General features: G+C 53.0%; 9 protein-coding genes. All 9 read right to left on the minus strand.

Features of this window, described 5'->3' with window-relative positions; all coding sequences use genetic code 11:
- Window positions 1-244: 244 nt before the first annotated feature.
- Window positions 245-859 carry a condensin complex protein MksE gene (locus M8010_RS08505; protein WP_250090398.1) on the minus strand — a complete coding sequence of 205 codons (615 nt, stop codon included), beginning with the start codon at window positions 857-859 and terminating at the stop codon, window positions 245-247.
- Window positions 856-2,274 carry a hypothetical protein gene (locus M8010_RS08510; protein ID WP_250090400.1) on the minus strand — a complete coding sequence of 473 codons (1,419 nt, stop codon included), beginning with the start codon at window positions 2,272-2,274 and terminating at the stop codon, window positions 856-858. Before M8010_RS08510 ends, M8010_RS08505 begins: the two co-directional genes overlap by 4 nt.
- Complete coding sequence (locus M8010_RS08515) at window positions 2,271-5,267, minus strand: hypothetical protein (RefSeq protein ID WP_250090402.1); 2,997 nt, start codon at window positions 5,265-5,267, stop codon at window positions 2,271-2,273. Before M8010_RS08515 ends, M8010_RS08510 begins: the two co-directional genes overlap by 4 nt.
- Window positions 5,264-6,115: a hypothetical protein gene (locus M8010_RS08520; protein WP_250090403.1), complete on the minus strand. Its 852-nt coding sequence runs from the start codon at window positions 6,113-6,115 to the stop codon at window positions 5,264-5,266. The genes M8010_RS08515 and M8010_RS08520 overlap by 4 nt, the downstream gene beginning before the upstream one ends.
- A 158-nt stretch (window positions 6,116-6,273) precedes the next feature.
- Window positions 6,274-8,151 (minus strand): UvrD-helicase domain-containing protein, encoded by a 1,878-nt coding sequence (locus M8010_RS08525; RefSeq protein WP_250090405.1) that lies wholly within the window; start codon window positions 8,149-8,151, stop codon window positions 6,274-6,276.
- A complete protein-coding gene (locus M8010_RS08530) occupies window positions 8,148-10,325 on the minus strand; it encodes an ATP-dependent endonuclease (protein WP_250091137.1) in 2,178 nt (725 codons plus the stop codon). Before M8010_RS08530 ends, M8010_RS08525 begins: the two co-directional genes overlap by 4 nt.
- 64 nt (window positions 10,326-10,389) lie before the next feature.
- Complete coding sequence (locus tag M8010_RS08535) at window positions 10,390-13,731, minus strand: DEAD/DEAH box helicase family protein (protein WP_250090407.1); 3,342 nt, start codon at window positions 13,729-13,731, stop codon at window positions 10,390-10,392.
- Complete coding sequence (gene rhuM, locus M8010_RS08540) at window positions 13,728-14,825, minus strand: RhuM family protein (RefSeq protein ID WP_250090410.1); 1,098 nt, start codon at window positions 14,823-14,825, stop codon at window positions 13,728-13,730. The genes M8010_RS08535 and rhuM overlap by 4 nt, the downstream gene beginning before the upstream one ends.
- Window positions 14,825-17,974: a site-specific DNA-methyltransferase gene (locus tag M8010_RS08545; RefSeq protein ID WP_250090412.1), complete on the minus strand. Its 3,150-nt coding sequence runs from the start codon at window positions 17,972-17,974 to the stop codon at window positions 14,825-14,827. Before M8010_RS08545 ends, rhuM begins: the two co-directional genes overlap by 1 nt.
- Window positions 17,975-18,019: the final 45 nt, after the last annotated feature.

Genomic DNA, 18,019 nt, shown 5'->3' on the forward strand with positions numbered 1-18,019 from the left:
AGCTTCGCACGATGCGGATCTGCTGGCTCACCCTGAGCCGACCCAAAGGGTAGCAGACCAACTGGAGCATGCAAATCAATATGCTACTAAACTGTTAATGCATGCAAGGCGGCCCTTGTTGCATGCCCTAGTCTATGCAAATAACACGATGGACAATGGTGGCTTCCAGTGAACGTCAGAATGGAGCCTGGGCTTTTCTCCAGTTGTAACTGATAAAACCACAAAAAAGCATCTTCTCTGATTCCTATTCACCAGACTGATATTCGATGAAGAGGTCATCAAAGAATGCCTTCCCGGATTCGGCAAGCACCAGATTCCCTTTTACATTGAAGTAGGCGATGTCTCGATCCACAAGAGCCACCTTTACCGCCTCTGGGAGTGGTTGATCCATCTTGCATGCCTTCAGAATCTGGTTAAAGATCGGATCATTACCGATGTTTTCGAGGATTTCCCGAGAGATGCCGGCATCAGGTAGCGTCAAGGCTTCGAACATGAAGCCCTTCTCAAGCACGCCGCGACCCAGCACCAGTAACACCCCCTGAACCTGGCGGATGGCGCCAGTGCTTTCATGATCCCTGGTGTCATCATCGTTCTGGGCCTCTGAGAGAGAGCGAACGTAGAAGAAACCGGGGCGTTGTACCAGTTCCATTCCCATGTTGGCGTAAGCCTCGACGTAGTATCGGTCCCGCTCCTTGTAAAGCTCGTCGAACAAGGGGTTGGGCGCTACCTGCCCATTCACATACTGGGTCTGGTTGATGACCTGGCCCGCAGTCAGTTTGCGAAAAGCTTCCTGACTCAAGCGACGATTGACGACCGGCTGTCCAAGGTTTGTTTCTTGTGTGCGGGGGGTGTCGCTCATGCGGTGATCTCCTTGACGGGGGCTTCCTGGGGAATGAGGGGGTGGTATGACAGTGCCAACTCGCCGTGGGCAATTTCGAGGTGCTGGAAGCGGGCATGGAACTTGAAGTCCGGGAGAGCCATTACCCAGTCCAAGGCTTCGAGAAGGTCGTTGAGGGTGTAGTCCTCAAGGTGACTGCCTAAGTATTCGTGAAGAGAGGCGTGAAGGTCTTGGCAATCATCCGGGATCGTCCACGTTTCGAATAGCGCCTGGATCTGATGTTGGCGCAACTGTTCTTGCAGCTCGACCTCTGATCGCCTCGCTCGCGCCGGGTCTACCGTAACAGAGCCAGCTTTATCGAGCTGGTTGCGTAGCTCTTCAATGCGTCGATCTGTGAACTCCTCAATATCGGCCCGGTGGTCGATGTCGTGCCAGTCCAGGCGGGCAAAGCGCATCCGCTTGATTCCCACGAAAGTACCAGGTGACTGGATGGCGGCGTGACGAACGGGAATGTAGAGATTGCGGAAGCTATCGTCGTGACGCTCCTCCGTGGCGAGCCGGATGGTATTGAAGGCTCGCTCGATGGCGTCGTATTGCTGGCGCTGCTGCCGGTCCTGGCGGACATAACGTTCAAGTGAAAGGCGCAGAGAATCAATGTCCTTGACGTAGCTCTGGATGGCATTGGCTGAGAGCTGCATCTCTTCATTAAGCGCTGGGTGGTCGCTTTCTTCCGCTAGCTTTGCGATGCGGCGTATGGCAGTAATCGCCGGGACGCCCTTCTTGAAAAGGGTCTTGGGGTCGAGGAATTCGAGCGCCGGCAGGATATATCGCTGGTAGATGCGGTTGATGTTCTCTAAGGCCTTGCGGGTTTCTGCCGCACCTTCGAGGCTGCCTACGTCCTGCTGCTCCACCTGATCCGCCAGGTGATCCCCTTGAGCTTCGAGTGCCGCGATGCTTTCCTGCATCTTGCCGAGAGTGTCCTGTATCCGACGCCGGAGCAGACGCAGCGCATCAGTGAAGTCGTCGTTCTCCAGATCGATGGGTAGCTCTTGGAATGCCGCCAGGCTCTGGTTGAGGCCGTCACGTAGATCCTCAAGCTCGGCCTGGCTCAACCCTCGCATGCGCCCAATATCGAAATGGCGCAGCATGTCGACGACGAAGGGTGCCAGTACCAGTGTGCCGCGAGCAGGATCTTTCCGGATGATCAGACGTTCACGCAACAGGTTGTCTTCCGAGAGGGTGTAGCGGATGCGCTCACGTTCGCGGTCATTGCCCTGGGTTGCTTCCGTCTGGATAGCCTGGCGCACGATGAAGCGGTAGAGCCTGGAGGGGATCTCCACATCCCCGTCGTGCTCTTCTATGTAGGCCACCAGCTGGGTAAAGAGTTGACGGTGCTCGATGATCTGTTTGAGCACGAACGGCGACTTGATGTTCACAGGTCAGCCTCCTCTTCCGAAAGGGTCGCTCCTTCAATCCGGGTGTCTGCCGGCCGTCTGGTGAGCGTCCCTTTGCGGGCGAGTGACTCGCAGAGGCCGTGGTGCACGACAGTGCGATTCTCTGCATAGGCCTGGGTGGCGTGGAACAGGCCGAGGTGGACGTAGTTGCCGAGCACCTGAGTAATCTTCGAGTCTCGGTTGGGGTTGGCCACGAACAGGCAGTAGTCGTGCTGCTCGGCTATCTGGCGAGCGGTGCGCATGTTTTGGGTGGCCAGAGAGCCGAATTCGTCCATAACCAGTGGCATGGTCACTTGGGCGTCACCGTCCATCAGCCGCGACATCAGCACCGAGAGCAGGTTGGTCGTGATCATCATGGTCGTGCCGTTGGACTGGGCATTCGTCGTCCAGCCTTCCTCGCCGCGTTTGCGGTACTTGTAATGCACGCCGGCCAGGATCTTGTCGAGGCTGAGCAGGATGCCGGTGCGCCGGGCGTCCGAGTTGAAAAAGTCGGCTTGGAAGGCCTTCAGCTGCTCGTAGACTTTGCTATCCTGTAGTTCCTTGCCGCCGAGGTCAGCCTTGTCGAGGTCGGTGAGGAGCTGCTCGAAGCGCGGGTGTAGCTTATAGTCCACCCGCACTTCCTCCAGATCAGAGATCGAGAACTGGCCCATCTCCGCGTTGATCCCGCTGATGAAGGCGGACACCAGATGTTTGGCGCTTCGCAGGATATCAACCTGGGAGTTGGTGGTCATGTTGTGGCGTTCGACTTGATGGCGGTAGTTCGCCTCTTGGGTGTCGAGGTTGTCGAACACCGCCTTGAGTTGCTCGTGGAACTCGGCCACCTGATCACTGGTGAAAGAGCTGAGGTGGGCCTGGCTATCGGCGTTGGGCAGGATGCTCATGGTGAGCAGGTTGCGGAGCTGGTGGTGCACCTTGGTGCGAAGATTGCTCAGCTCATAGATAGTTTCCTGTAGGGCCTCGAAATTGGCCTCGCTGACCTCGCAAGGGGTCGGCTGGATCACTTTGTGGCGCCCTTCGAGGACGTTATTGGCGTCCTTGCCGATGGGGTCGAGGCGCTGCCGAATCACGTGTACCTGCTGTGCCTGGTCTTTAAGGGTTTTAAGGCCCTGCCGCGCTTTATTGCGGTTCTCATCGGCTTCCCTCCACTGGACATCAGCCTTGTCGCGCTGGCGCTTTTGCTCTTCCAGTTTTTCTTCATCCTCGCGCAGCTCACCTTCTCTGCTCTCTAACGTCTGGAGATTGGCATCGAGGGCATTGAGCGCGTTCTTGTCCTTCTGCGCCTTGTTGAGCTCCTTATCTGCCTGCTTGCGGCGCCGAGCTATTTCCTCGGGGCTCATGTTCGACTCTTCCAGGAGATTGTCACGCCGCTTCTTGTCTTGGGCGATTCTCGTCTTCAATTCGTTCAGGGTGTCCTGCATCTGCTGTCGAGTCTTTTCGGCATCATAATCCTGGTAAGGAATATCACTCAGAGCGATACGCTCGTGAAGATGGCCTAACGCTAGGTGGTCATCTTCCGACCGGAATTGTTGGCTGAATTGAGTGAATACTTCCTTCTGCTCTCGGGTGAGCACCCCATGAGTGGTGCCCAGTGAGCGATTCAGGGAGTTTAGGATGCTGGCGTCACTCACGGTGAGGTCGTCCAGCAGGGTTGGGGTGCGATTGGTGAGCCGTTCATCCAGTCGCTTGGCTTGGCGTTCGTTCCCGCCCAGTCGATCACAGATCTTGCCGATTTCCTGTTGAGCTACAGCCTTGTCGTCGTAGCCCTTAATGGCTTGCGACTGCTGGTCAATGTACTCATCGAGGCTTTTGATGATTTCCTGTCGAGGCGTGCCGTTAGGAAACTCGTTCAGAGTGGCGTATGCCGCATTGATGTCCTTGCGTAGGTCCTCTACCAGCCTGCTGTTGGCCCTGACCTCGACATCGGTGTTGGAAACCGCTTTGTCGCTGTCGCGCTTGATGCCACGAAGGCCGTCTTCTCGGTTTTCGGCCTCGGTGAGGAACCGGGAGGCTGTCTCCAACGCCTCCTTCAGGCGCCCCTCCTCGACCTCAACGCTTTCATTGAGATCCGCATACGCCTTGGCCGCTTGGCTGCGCAGCTGCGTCTCACACTGGAACCTCTCGTTAAACTTCTCCCAGCTGTCAGAGGCATTGCGGATGCGCGTAATGCGGTCGCCTTGCTCACGAAGCTGGAATGCCTCTTCTACGATAGCATTGAGGTCTAGGAGTAACTCTTCTTCCTTACGGCTTTTCTGCCCCTCGATGATGGTAGCTAAGGTATCCGGCAGGGTGCGCTCGTCCGATGCGGAGATATCGAAGGCGAGGTGCACCAGCTTACGCCAGGCGTCCATCTCCCGCTGGCCAGCACCGTTGCGCAGGGGGAGCAGGCTGTAACGCCCGGCCTTCTTGTCGTAGGGCTGGTTGGTGAACAGGCGCTCCAGAATGGTCTTCCGGTCACTCAGCGGCTCACCGCCCATCTCACGCAGTGTCGTTTTCACCCCCTGCAGGGTCATGCTCTCGATCGGAGCGCCAATCCCACCGTTAGTGTCGGCGTCGACATCCCAGAACAGCGGTTCGAGTTTCGCATAAGGGCACGGTACCACCATGCGAGCGTATTCCATTTTATCGGTGGCCCCGCCACGATGCAGGACAATACAGAAGTCACCGTGGGGGTTTTCGGCTTCAAGTACGATAAAGGTGCGGTCTTCCGGGAAGTAGTAGCGAAAGCTCGCCATCCCGTCATAGAGATTACCGTTGGTACCTCGAAAGTTGAACTTGCTGCCGCAGTTTCGGAAGTTCACCTCCGGCAGGAGGAACAGTTTCAGGGCGTTGAGCATGGAGGTCTTGCCCAGGTTGTTCTCGCCGAAAAGTGCGGTGTGCTGGTCGATGCGGATCTGGGTGTATGCATAGGCCGCACTGTTGACGAAAACCAATTGCTTGAAGCGGAAGGTATCAAAGGTATCAAAGCCCAGATTCATCGGGTGGCCTCCGTAGTTGACACGGGTAGAAGATAGGTTTCCTGTTCGAGGTGCTTACCCGTAGTGCGGATCAGGCCACCTACATGAGCGCAAGGCGGTGAACGGCGTATGTGAGTGGCTAACTGCTGGCGCTGCTTCATGTTGAGTTCTCGCGTGGAAGCACTTAGGCGCTCCCGAAGATCCGCTGGTGCCAGAAAATAGAGGGGAGGAAGGTCTCCCCGCTGGTGAAGCGTGTCACACATGCGGATGCCACCAGGGTCGGGATCGAACAGGCAGCCGATTTCCTGGTACTGCTGGAAAAAAGGGGTAAGCAGAATGTTCGTGATGCTGTTACCACTGCCGTAGAGGATATCAGCGTCCTGCCAGGCCGGACTTAGCCCACAGGTAGGGAGAAGTGACAGCGTGCCGTCAAGGCTCAGGAAGTTCTCAAGGTTCTCCACGATGACCAGCCGGGCGGCAGGGGTGCTCCCCAATGGCGCGCTGATCTCCCCTTGATCGTTCACCATAACAACCTGAGGGTGTGGCTGGCGAGCGCTACGGACAGTGACCATGGCGCCGCTGACGCGAGAGCCGTGGCTGTTGCCCAAGCTGGACTGGTCAATCCGGGGAACCTCGTGACGTTCCTCCGCCATACGTTGCCACTGTGCCAGGAGGTCTTGATTCACCCCCAGGTATCTGACCAGGTCGCGACGGACATGCAACCGAGTGGCGTTGGCAAGCAGCTGGTCGATGTCCAGCGCGAACTGGTCTGCGGCCTGATGCAGTTTGGGCTCGGGCAGGGCTTCTTCTCGAGATAGTTTATCGAGGTAGCCCAATAGCTGGCTCCGCGAAATGCGTCGTGCCACCATTTTTACTCCTGCGAAGTTTGACGATATGCCAGACCTTAATTCATGGGAATATTCTAATCAGGCACCTTAGCCAACGGGAGATACAGAGTGTAGCCCGACGACAACTTCAGGATTGATCCTGATCGGGCGCTGAACCGGCGTCGCCAGATGACCCTCGATTAATCGAAGACTTTGACGCATTCGGGTTCAAAGAATGCTCTTTCGAGCAACGCATTGCGCATCCGCACGGTGTCATCGGCAAATATCACTACGGCAAGGTCGGACAATGCTCGCGAGCAGCAAACATAGAACAAGCGTCGTGTTCGATCGATGACTGAGTCCTTTCCGGCAGCAGCGTTAGCCCGATCTGTATCCGAAGGTTCCGTAACACCGAAATACTTGCCGTAGGAGAACGTATTTGTTCGCCCCTGATCGTCAACGACAACGATAACTTTTTCGAACTCGGCCCCTTTGATACCTTGCTGCGTGGCGAAGGGAGACAGCTTTTCAATATACTTTCGATATCCCCATAGCTCCGACGCGTCGCACTGCATAAAACGCAACGCGGCGTTGTCAATCGCCGGTTCGGCAACTGGATCAGCTGTTTCAGCGTAGACATTGACCAACCTGGTGTAACGCTCGTCAAACGCCAACAAATCGTTATCCCTAATGAAACGCGTAATATCACCGACGCGCGCGCCACTATCGGCTTTCAACATAGCCACCAGTTCGTCGACCTGTTCTTGTAGACTGTTTAGCAGGCCGGCTGTGTCTCCAACAGCCAGAGCATCCGGCTGCAAACGAGGACAGTATTTTCGAAGCAGGCGCATAAGCTCGAATTCACGCCCTTCGATCCGCGCAAGGACCAGTGGCAAGATGTAGGACAGGAAGGGACGCACTACCCATGCTGTTCCGTCAATCAAACCGGCACTCAAGTCCTCCGGTGATTTATCGTTAAGTGCACCATAAAGGCTTGGAAACCCAAGTCGGGCTGCTGCCATCCGGTGCACCAGGACCAACATCCGTAGCGCATCCTCATCCTCTACCAGCCAGCCTTGGTCACCGTCCTGGTCGGCCAGCCAGCGACGCGCCTCTTCCAGCCGTTCCTGTCTCCGGTTATCGGCAGGTAATATCAATACTCTTGCAGACCCTTCAACAGCAACTTCTTCGCCGTCTACTGTAATGTGCCGCCCCCGCGTTTGCTGAAGCCGGTCGTCTTCCGCCCTGATTCGATTAATGACGCGAAGCACGGCCTGTGGGCATCTGAAGTTCTCGGGCTTTTTAAGCGTTTCCCATCCTTCTTCTGGTGGTATTGGGCCAGCACCTTGCATGTATATTTTCTGTACCGGATCACCAAAAAAACCGAGGCAAAAGCCCAGGGGAACCGCACACGCCACCTGGCGCAAAGCATCTACAAAGGCCGGTTCAGTGTCCTGGCTTTCGTCGACGAAGATGATTGGAAAACGCTGTGTCAGAAAGGTCTGCATCAGTGGGTATCCTGCGATAAATTCTGGTCCTATCTTCAGGATATCGCTATGGCCGAGAACACCATTCGAGTAGTCACTGCCAGTTCCGTACCGGAAATTCTTTACCGAATCGATTTCGGTGAGTTGACGACGATAGCGCTCGATGTTTTCAGCGGCACGGACTTTCGTTGCTTCTCTAGTTCGTGGGTTTTCGATCTTTTCCTGTTCCTCGGAAATCTTCTCTTGCAGCCGGTTCCGCACCCAATCCCTGAGATTGTTTTGAAAGGGCTTGATCATGGCCCACAGGAAGCTATGGATCGTGGAAACATGGAACAGCTCGTCGTTACCCACGTCACCGTAAATTTCCTCAACAGCTACTTCTGTGTAGGTGATGCAGGCAATTTTCTGCCCGTTGCGGCGCAAAGACGGCCCCTGGGTACGTTCGATCTGAGCAAGAGCTTTGACCAGCGATGTTGTCTTGCCCGAACCGGCCCCTGCAACCATCACAAAATGTCGGTTGCCGTCACTGACAAGCCTCTGGTGAAGCACCGTGTCGGTTTCTGTATTGGGTTTGCCAACGCGGCTAGTCATGCCCCCTCACCTTCTTGCTGGCCATCGTCATCAACCGACACACCAAGCACAGCTTCAAGCCACTGTAGACCCTCAGCGATATAGCGAGGGACATTCCAGGCCTCCGGGTCTTTGGCGAGCAACGCAAGCGCAAAATCCGTCTTCTTGTAGCCCGAGTTGTGAACCTTCTCGTGAAGCCGCTTTGCGAGATGTTCAAGATTTTGCGGTTTGTGCACCCGCAGTCTCAGGTCAGCATTGGCGGCTTCCTGCGTCCAATCAAGATTATCGAAGGCGAAGGCAACCTCGAGCGTCCGACCGGCGCGCTGCAATTGCTCGTCGTTAAATGTCATATCGACCGTGGAAGGATAGGTGACACGAATCGCCCCCAGCCCAGAGATGTCAGCGGGGATAGTCTTCCCCGCCGCTTCCATGGCCAGGAGCTCATCGATCTTATTTCTTCCAGGCAGCCACTGGGCAAGCATCTGGTTCGAGGTCACGGCATCCGGCGTTTCCGGTAAACAGGTACTGCCCGCCGCATCTTCATCCTCATCGGCGTCAACACCATCTTTATTGGCTCGCCCACTCACGCTGTCTAAATCGGTAACAACCAATGTCGTAATTCCGAGGAACTCAATGAGTGTGCGGAATTTGTGAGCATAGGCACCGCCGATTTCGAGGACGCTAAGGTAGCAGGATCGCAGCCCGGGTGCTGCTTTGGAGATCATTAGCGGCATGACCAGTCGTTCGACATTGCCCTCGACGAGCACTGCCGCGTCCGCGAAGAAGAGATCGCAGTGAGTTAGCTTCAAGTACCGCTCCAGGAAGTCACAGCTTGGGCTGCCCGTGGTACGGTAAAACTCGGATAAGTTCAGGACCTTCGATGCCTGCTCCACTCCAGAACCTTCACGCCGGAAGTAGCGAATGGGCTGGAAGCCACGCTCATAAAGAATATGCGGTGAGTGCGTGGACAACGCTAATTGAGTGTGAAAGCCATCAGGCGTGTCATCTTCTGCCGCCAGGATCTCCATGACCTTGCTGATGAAAACTTGCTGCAACTGAGCGTGCATATGGGCTTCGGGCTCTTCAACAAAAACCAGATGTAGGGGCGGTCGTTTTTCTTCTGTCCCAAGCCACTGGGCATTCAGATCGAGCAGTTCGACGACCATATAGATGAGATTTTTGAAACCGAGACCATTGTATTTGTCCGGGAGAGTCAGGCCCTCGTCGTTCAGGGCATAGTGAACATGGGCACCGTCCTGACTGTTCATTACTGTCGCGGGGTTAAGTGCCGATTTGATCATCAGACGTGGGTTGGTCAATCCCGGATATCCGAGTCGCGCTAGACGACCAAGCGTATCCGAAAATACTTTCTCCAGATGCTGATTGAGCAGTGTCTCGGATTCTGCGAGAGCCCTGATCGCATTGTAATCGTCGCCATGGCGCTCTAAATTTCTTTGATAATAGCGACTGAGGTGTCGGGAAAGCTCCTCGGACCGGCTGCCTCCCTCACTATCGGAAAGGTGGCGTTGTGCGTGCAGGAAATCGACCTTGACTAACGAATTGACAATATCCTTCCCTGTGCGTCCCTGATCCCGCAGCAGCTCCTGTGGTTCGTAGCCTTCGTTTGGTTCCAGATCATCGTCAAACTGGGTTTCATCAAGGACGAAGTATTTGAATTCATATTCTTTCTGGATTTCCTCTTCCAGAAACTCACGCAAAGACCTTGGCGGAGCGATATAAGGCTCTTCGCCTTCCGGCCTCTCCAAATCAGCTACCGCTTCTTGTGCCCGCTCATGCCTTTCACGAAAGCGAGCCAACGTTTCATCTTCGTTTCGGGGTTCGAACGCAATGCGGACACCGACCTTTGCCCCCTGCCAATGAAGGTTTGGGAGAAGGTCAATTACTCGGTGAAGATCCGCCTGCTCGACTCCGAACCAAAGATCAATGGACAAGATGGGGAGGGAAGCTCCCTCCTTCCCAGCCTCAACAGCGTCAACGTCACTCCAGCGGCTCGCGCTAATGTCGTGAAAGCTGAAACGGTCCCGGGCACCACCGACAAAGAAGTGCATTGCATGTGCAACAGACGTCTTACCGCTGTTATTCGCCCCTACAAAGATCGAGATTTCACGATCCAAATCGATATTAACATCCGCGAGGCGGCGGTAATTTCTTAGTCTGATCGTGCTCAAGTGCATCTCTTTACCCAACTATAAAGTCCATTTAGCGAAATAATTCTCCGAACTACTCCAAACCATTTTTTTATTGAAGCTTGGCAAACAGCTTATTGAGATAAGACTGACCACCCTCCTCCATAAACAACACGTGTCGATTCTCCAGCTCACCTTTCTGAGTCGGGTCTCCCACATTCAGCAAATCCGAAAACTTGGTCGGTGACAGCACGAAAGCGTTCAGGGTCAAAGGCGGCTCGCCAGGCTTGGCCTGTGCGGAAAGCGTTTGCTCCAGCGATTTAACTTCTTTATAGAGCCCAAGCTTGGGATGCGATAGATCCAGGTTGCGTAGCCCTTTAGGATCAACAAAAGATAGCCACTGCTGCCCAGTCGCCTCGTCTACCAACCACAACAAGAAATCCGGATAGAAGTTGCCTGCCAGCGCAAAACCGAGCCCTTTCTTTTCACTATCGGCATTGCGCAGCAAGTACAGGCTACGGGCCCCAATCACTTCCCTGCCCTGTGGCGACCGATAATACTTTTCCAAATCCTGAACAAACTGCCACTCGCTGGGTGCATCAAAGCCCAAGGGGCGAAGTTTCAGCGGCACTGCATCCTTGTCCTCAAGTGCCAGCAACGGGTAATACAAGTGGCGATCAAAACTGATGGCCACCATGTGTGGCGCATTCCATTGGCTTGCTTCGCCGATTTTCCCATCGGCCACCAACTGTTTCAGCACCTCCAGTTTTTTGATGTACGCCAGCCCGTCATCGGTATTGTCGATTTCAAATTGATACAGCTTCAGCATCGACCCATGGTCTTCGTCTATATGAGCGATATCGTAGAACTGGCCTTCATAGCCTTTCTTCAACGCGTTGTAGAAACGGTCGGTGTAATCAATCAGCAGGCGAATTAAAATGTCTTCCTGCTTATCAACATCGCCGAAGCTTCGCACCGCCAGTTCTGCCGCTGGAATGAACAGGGTGTACCACTCAGCTGAGCCTGAACAGAAATTAATGAGCTTTTGGCGATCCAGTCGCAGGTTGCTCCAGCTGCGCTGAATTTTGTAATCCTGTAATGCCAAGTAAATACGGTCCCAATTAAACAGAGTAAACAGATCAGCACTGAGCTTGCCTTTGTGGCGTGCCTCTGTGGTTACCGGGTTACCCGAGCTGCGCTCTGTACTGAGAGCTTCCACGCGGGGATACAAATCCAGGACCACATGAGGACTTTTGATTTTATTCTCAAACTCCGCCGGGACCTCGTAGAGCCAGGGGTAATGCGTGCGCTTGAAGCCAAGTTTCTGGTTATCTTTATAACCATCTTTCAGCGCCAGGGTCTTCAGCTTGCCTGCCGGCAAATTCGCCCGTGTGGGGAAGTCCAGCTCCAGGATCTCGTCACTGGGCGTAATCCCTTCCTCGCGCAAGTAATCTTTGAAGGCTGCCATATAGCTGGCACGGACACCGAACACGTTGAGTGTTTCCAGCTTCTCCAGGTGCACGCCCTTGGGACGCTCTTGCGGAGTGGTGCGTTTGAGCGAAAAGTTCTTACCTTTGAGTCGCACACCGCGACCAAATAACTGGATGATCTGCGAGCCTTCACCCTGCCCCATGTTCAACAATCCCATGGTAGACACTCGCCAACTGCTCCAGCCTTCAGTGAATTTTCGCGAACCAACCAACACATTGAGCTGACTATTTTTATTGTTCAATGTGCCAAATAAGGCGCCGCCAAAGTCATCGCGTTCGGTATCGAACGCAGCCACATCCTCAGCCAAACCAAAGAATTTGCTGTCTTCCCCAATGTTGATCAAGCCAAATGGCTCTTCATCACCGACGCGCAATGCCAACTCGCCTTTACTGCTCTTAATATTAACAAGCTTCAGTCGCTGTCGTGATCGGGCATTAAACACCCGTTGAAGGATATCGGAGTAGAGAGCATCAACGTTGTCCGAAAAGCCCATCAGGGGCGTAAAGCGACCCTTGAAAATATTATTTCCTTTGGCGTCCAGAATCTGCGCTTTATCAGCAACCAAATCCGCCAGCCAGACCTTAATCTGCGCGTCATTGTTCAGGAAGTCAGCCAGGAACCTCATCACCGTCAAAATGTCCGACTCCTCACCAGACACCGTGTTGCCGACAAACACCCAAAGTGGCTTTTCGATGTTGAACTCGTTCAATTTATCGCGGTGGGTGTTCCAAAGCCAAAGTTGTTGATAGAAGGCCAGCAGGCAGGCAGTGAAGTATTTGGCCGCATTATCTTCCTGCTCGTAGGCCTCGCCGTTCATATTGAGAATCAGCGACTCTTTGCCGTAGCCATCTTCATAAAAGAATTTGTAGGAATAATCGAACAGAATGCATTTGGCGTAGCTCTCTCTGGTGGCCGTCACCCTGGCTAGACGCTTCTCTTCTTGGCTCAGTGCCAGTTGCGCGACCTGGCCATCGTCCAGCTTTCTAAGATTAGTCGTGCCAAATAGCATCTTTGCACGCTTTTTCTGAATCTCCAGCTCAGCCATTTCGACTGTATAGCCTTTGGCAACGGCCTGCCCGAAGGTTGCTGAATACTCGAACGCAAAGCCTCCTTGAACCAGGGCATTGCGGCGCCGCATCCATGCCGTGGCATCTTTACCGGTACCACGATGGCCCTCATCCACCAAAACTAAATTATTGCCCTCGAAGGCTTCAACCGCGACGGTCTTGTCGCCCATTTCGTCGCCCAGCTTGTTAATGTCGATGACCTCGACCATGCCGGGGTACTTCAGCGTTTGATTTTTATTAAAGTGCTGCGCCGGAAATCCAGACAACTTGAGCTCTTCCAAATGCTGCCGTGACAGCCCCTCGTTAGGTGTCAACAGGATGATCTTGTCCGGGTGGCTATCTACGTGACCTGCTTGAAAGTAATTCAGGTACTGTTTGATGTTGACGTGTAACAGCAGGGTTTTGCCACTGCCCGTAGCGTTCCAAAACGCCACCTTATTTAGGTCATCCGCCGTAAAATCGCGGAAAGGTTCAGACCCCTTTTCCTCCCTGTAGCGAGCCAATTGCTCGTTTACACCATCGAGCAAAGCCTGTCGTTTGTTGAAGTACCAGTCCAGGTAGATTTCGCTGAACAGCAGCGATAAATACTGAAAGTACTTCATCTGCAGTTCATGGCCTTCCAGCTTGTTTCGCCCGGCAGTGATTGCTTGCCAGTAACCGACGATGTTCAGGTCATATCGGCGAAGATCCGCTTCGGCAATCAGATTGGGATTGAACAGGCCACGCATCAGTTCCTGGAAGAACTTGCTTTGCCCATCATCATCAATACCTTCATGCCAGCCTTCACCCAGGCGTAATTTCAAGCCAGCGAGCTTTTCGGTGTTGAAGAAGGTCAGCATCCAACGGTTAAGGACCAGTTCTTGGTGGAAGCTGCGTTTCTGTTTACTTTTGCTCACTCAGCATCCCCCTTGGGCTTATTCGTTTTGCTGCCCTTGGCTTTACCGGGTTTGGTTTCCAGCATTCGAGCTGCGGACTCTAACTCGCGAATATTATCGATGGCGCCAAGCGTTTCTTTTTCCTCGCGGCGGCGCACTTCAAATTTCTCGAACTCGGCATGTGCAATGGCGTCTGCTTGCTTGCGGCTGCGCTTGCCTGCATCCGACAGCACCTGACGATCATTGAACCTCAGAAAATCGTCCAATTTCTGTTCCCAATCGGCCATGAAAACCTGCTTACGACGCTCAGCTTGGTCCTCAGCAAAATCAAGCCACATGGTGATGATGCGATTCAGCTCGCGAATCTCGTCCTCGCTCAGGTAGTTCTTCGCTATAGTCACATCCCGCTTGCGCACCTCATCACCCGCCCAACTGGTAAGCCCAGCATTGGGCATCTGGTGATTAATGCGCTGAGCGATAATCTCCGGTGCGGTCATCCCGGCAACTGCAAAATGAAGTTTATTTTGTATGGTCTGAAAGAAACGGGTCGTTTCCCTCAGCGACGGCTGGTAATCCGCTGCCAGAGCAAAGATCTCCCGCACCCGCAAGTACATGCGCCGTTCGCTCGCACGAATATCGCGAATTCGCTCCAACAATTCGTCAAAGCGATCGGGGACTCCAGACCCAGCCACTGGCGGGTTTTTCAGTCGCTCATCGTCCATGGCAAAGCCTTTGACGATATACTCACGCAGAACCTGGGTAGCCCACTGGCGAAACTGAGTAGCCCGCACTGAGTTCACCCGGTAGCCCACTGAAATAATGGCGTCTAAGTGGTAGAACCCCGTTAGATAACGCTTACCATCAGAGGCAGTTATTCGGGATTTCCGAATAACTGCCTCTTCTTGCAGCTCATTGTCCTGAAAAATGTTTTTCAGGTGTTCGTTGATGGTTGGTACCGAGACACCGAACAGCTCAGCCATCTGCTTTTGCGTCAGCCATAGGCTTTCATCATGCAGCCGTGCTTCCACTCGCAGGCGACCATCCTTGCCAGGGTAGATAACCAGCTCACCGGCCATCTCTGGATCTGTAAGGGGGGTAGATTCCTGGTCAGCCATTACACATCCTCCACTGAGAACATGCGCTCCAGAAATTCCGGCTCGATCTGGCGCAACTTCAACACACGAGTCGCGCCGCCCTCCTCAGCAGTCTGGGTCAACACCGTGGGAATGTTGTGATCACCGTTGATATACACCACATCGAATTCATTGTCGGCCGGGTTGATGGCCAACTTTTCACATAGGCGAGTGACACCTTCATAATCCAGCACATCGCAATCGCGCCAAAGCACCAAGCAGCTCTCACCGCTGGGCAAGGTGCCGGTGACGTTAATAAAACCTCGCTCCGGCTGAGCATCCATGTGTTTTACACGCAAGCCAATCAGATAGATGAATGTTTCGACCAAATCAACCTTGGTTCGCTTAAAGGCACCCGCTGAATCAACCGAGATGTTCATGCTGTAGTCAAAGGGCTTTTTGAAATCCTCTACAGAAAGCAGCGATCCCCGACTTTCTACATCCAGCATATAGTGCAGCAAGTAATCATCTTTGGCTGTTTGATCAAGCAGACCCAGGGTTTGGTTCTGTTTAGCATCACGACGCAGCTGTAAATTGTTCAAGGTGTCTTCGTAGCTTTCCAGCTTGAGGACTTTAAAACAGTGGGAGATGCCAGCCTCAGGAGCCAAGGGTTTTCCGCCTTTCCAATCTGACGAATAGGCCATTTTTTGCATTCGAGGCTTCACTATGTCATCAAAATAATGTCCCTGTTCAATCAGTATGTAACGATGAACTGACTTTGTTTGGCGTGCTATGCAAATGACGGCCTCGCCTGTCGTTCCTGACCCGGCAAAAAAATCGAGTGTGATACTCTCCGGCTCAACCGCTCCACAGGCTCGAATTGCGTCCTCTACCAACTTCTCCGCTTTAGGAAAATCAAAAGGCTTTTCTCCAAAAAGTTCTTTGAGTTCGGCAGCACCATAATTGGCTGAAGCATATTCACCTTTGTCCCACCACGAAGTTGGGGCCGCTTCCCCATCCATTCTCGTCTTAAAGTCAATGGTGATATCGCCGCTTGCGCTGCGTCGTACACGATACTCGTCATACTCTGTCGCAACTCGCTTATACCCTCGCTGCCACCTTTTCTCGATAGTTTTACCATCTTCAGTTTTTATTGGATAAACCAGAGTCTCTGAATCCCTCAATGTCTCCAATAAAGTGTATTCCTGCTTAGCTTCGTCCCACTCCATCTTGGGTATGCGGATTTCATTTTCAGCACTGACCGCTATTGGATAAAACGATTTTGGTCGGTCTTCTCTTCGGTCGCCAGTCCCAGCTCGAATGAAGTTCATCCATGAGTATCTTCCCTGCTCATCTTCCAATGGATACCTAGCCGCCTTACTTGTGCTGAACCCGATTGAGTAAGGTAACGAATTTTCGCTTTTCCCATAGAAAAAAGCATATTCGTGAACCGGTGAAAATTTACCTCTCGTCTTACGACTCTGAGGATTGGACTTTACTACCGCTATCCCGATCTGCTTTGCAAAAGATTCGTCTAGAACCTGAATGAGCGGTGAAGCCTCTTGATCGTCTATCGCTACACTGATCAAAGCCTCCGGTTTCATCAGATTTTTTGCTGCATCAATTCTATTACTGATAAGAGAAAGCCAAGATGAATCTTTATAGCCGTTCTTATAAATAATCGCGGACGCATCTGTGTTATATGGCGGGTCAATATAAATACAGTTTATCTGTTCCCTATACTTTTCCTGCAGCACCGATATACCTTGGAAATTATCCCCATGAATCAGCAAGCCCTCTGTAGCCTGATCCAGGTCATCAATACTGAGCAACAGTTTTTGCGCAAATACCTCATCAAAAAGGGAGGTATCCACCATCCGATATAGCCCAGCCCCCAAATTTTCAACTGTGCCAGGAATCGCACCGTCCCATATTCCTAGTCTCTGCCACTGCTCCCATTGGCGTTCATTGGCGGCAATTTGTGGATATAACTCTTGAGGCACCCGGTCCAGGGTGATGCAATAATGACTCGAAACCACAAATTTCTTCTTCATCCACAGTTTCTTCTGGAAGTCTTCCAATTGCGCTAGAAAGTCGGTCAGCTCTAGCGCAATCGCACGCAGGCACTGGATCATACGAAGGTTTTTTTCGATGTCAGCAAAGGACCCCGCGTTTTGCACATCATCCAGGTGCATAACTTCGTTCTTGATGTAAAAATCCAGCTCCCGACGCAGAAACCGACCTAGGTCCTTGTGGATAAAGTAATCAGCGGTGTTCTTAGTCGTATAGTCGGTCAGATACTTTTCCAACAGCGTTCGCTGGGGATTCTTTTCAGTAGAAGCTCGGTTGGCAAGATCCAGCCAGCGAGCTTTAACGACCTCATCGTCTAACACAAAATCCGCAGCTTGTTTAACCAATGATTCCTGTTTGGTGCCTTTGGGCCGAGGCACGTACTCGAAGCGAATCACCAGTTCTTGGCTGTCATCGTTACCGATTTCCTCAACTGGAATCAGATCATCTTCATACTCATCGCCCTGATCGTCAGTCCGAATAACCGTCTTTGGCTGAACCAGGGCGAAGCGGCGCTCCTTGTCATTGTCCTTGCGATTGTCCTTGGCGGTATCGGCCGAGACTAGGCGAAAGTGCACCGTGCGGCCATCTTCTAATTTAAAGCTGTAGTTGGAGAAGTTTTCGCCGCTTTTAGTGTAGTACTGATCTTTGTTGGCCCAGTGCAGCATGACTTCTTCCCCAGAATAGGGAATAGCGTAGGTATCGCCCTTGTACCGACGCTGGCTAATGAAGTCGCCGTTATCGTAATAGCGCGAGAAAAAAGCCAGTAGATGGGAGAAAACGGCGTTCTCGTGCTCAGACGCACCGGCACTGTACTCGGCCAACTTCTTGCGCAGATCCTTTACCTTCGGCACGTTGGCAGGGTCAATCCCATCGGCGGTGTACTGCTCTTCTTTTTCTTTCAGCTCACGCACAACCTGCTCACGCTGAGCTTCGTTACCACTGCTAAGAGCTGTTTGAACTTTTTCAGGCAGGCGCTGCTCCAGGTACTCATTAATTTCATCAGCACGGGCATTGAGAATTCGATAGATACCGAAATCTAGCTCCGGGCGGTCAATCTGGAAGATCTCGCGCAGCTTCGCTACGAGCTCCTGGAATTTAGCGTTTTTCATTGCGCTCATGATTCAAACCTTAAAGGTAATTTCCCTGGATAATTTGCCGGGGGT

The organism is Marinobacter sp. ATCH36 (genome assembly GCF_023555055.1).
Lineage (GTDB): Bacteria > Pseudomonadota > Gammaproteobacteria > Pseudomonadales > Oleiphilaceae > Marinobacter.

Bases quoted from the DNA above. Each gene is read 5' to 3' on its own strand.
- M8010_RS08525 (WP_250090405.1), bottom strand. From the start codon at position 8,151: ATGACTAGCCGCGTTGGCAAACCCAATACAGAAACCGACACGGTGCTT.
- M8010_RS08515 (WP_250090402.1), bottom strand. From the start codon at position 5,267: ATGAATCTGGGCTTTGATACCTTTGATACCTTCCGCTTCAAGCAATTG.
- M8010_RS08505 (WP_250090398.1), bottom strand. From the start codon at position 859: ATGAGCGACACCCCCCGCACACAAGAAACAAACCTTGGACAGCCGGTC.
- rhuM (WP_250090410.1), bottom strand. From the start codon at position 14,825: ATGGCTGACCAGGAATCTACCCCCCTTACAGATCCAGAGATGGCCGGT.
- M8010_RS08545 (WP_250090412.1), bottom strand. From the start codon at position 17,974: ATGAGCGCAATGAAAAACGCTAAATTCCAGGAGCTCGTAGCGAAGCTG.
- M8010_RS08530 (WP_250091137.1), bottom strand. From the start codon at position 10,325: ATGCACTTGAGCACGATCAGACTAAGAAATTACCGCCGCCTCGCGGAT.
- M8010_RS08520 (WP_250090403.1), bottom strand. From the start codon at position 6,115: ATGGTGGCACGACGCATTTCGCGGAGCCAGCTATTGGGCTACCTCGAT.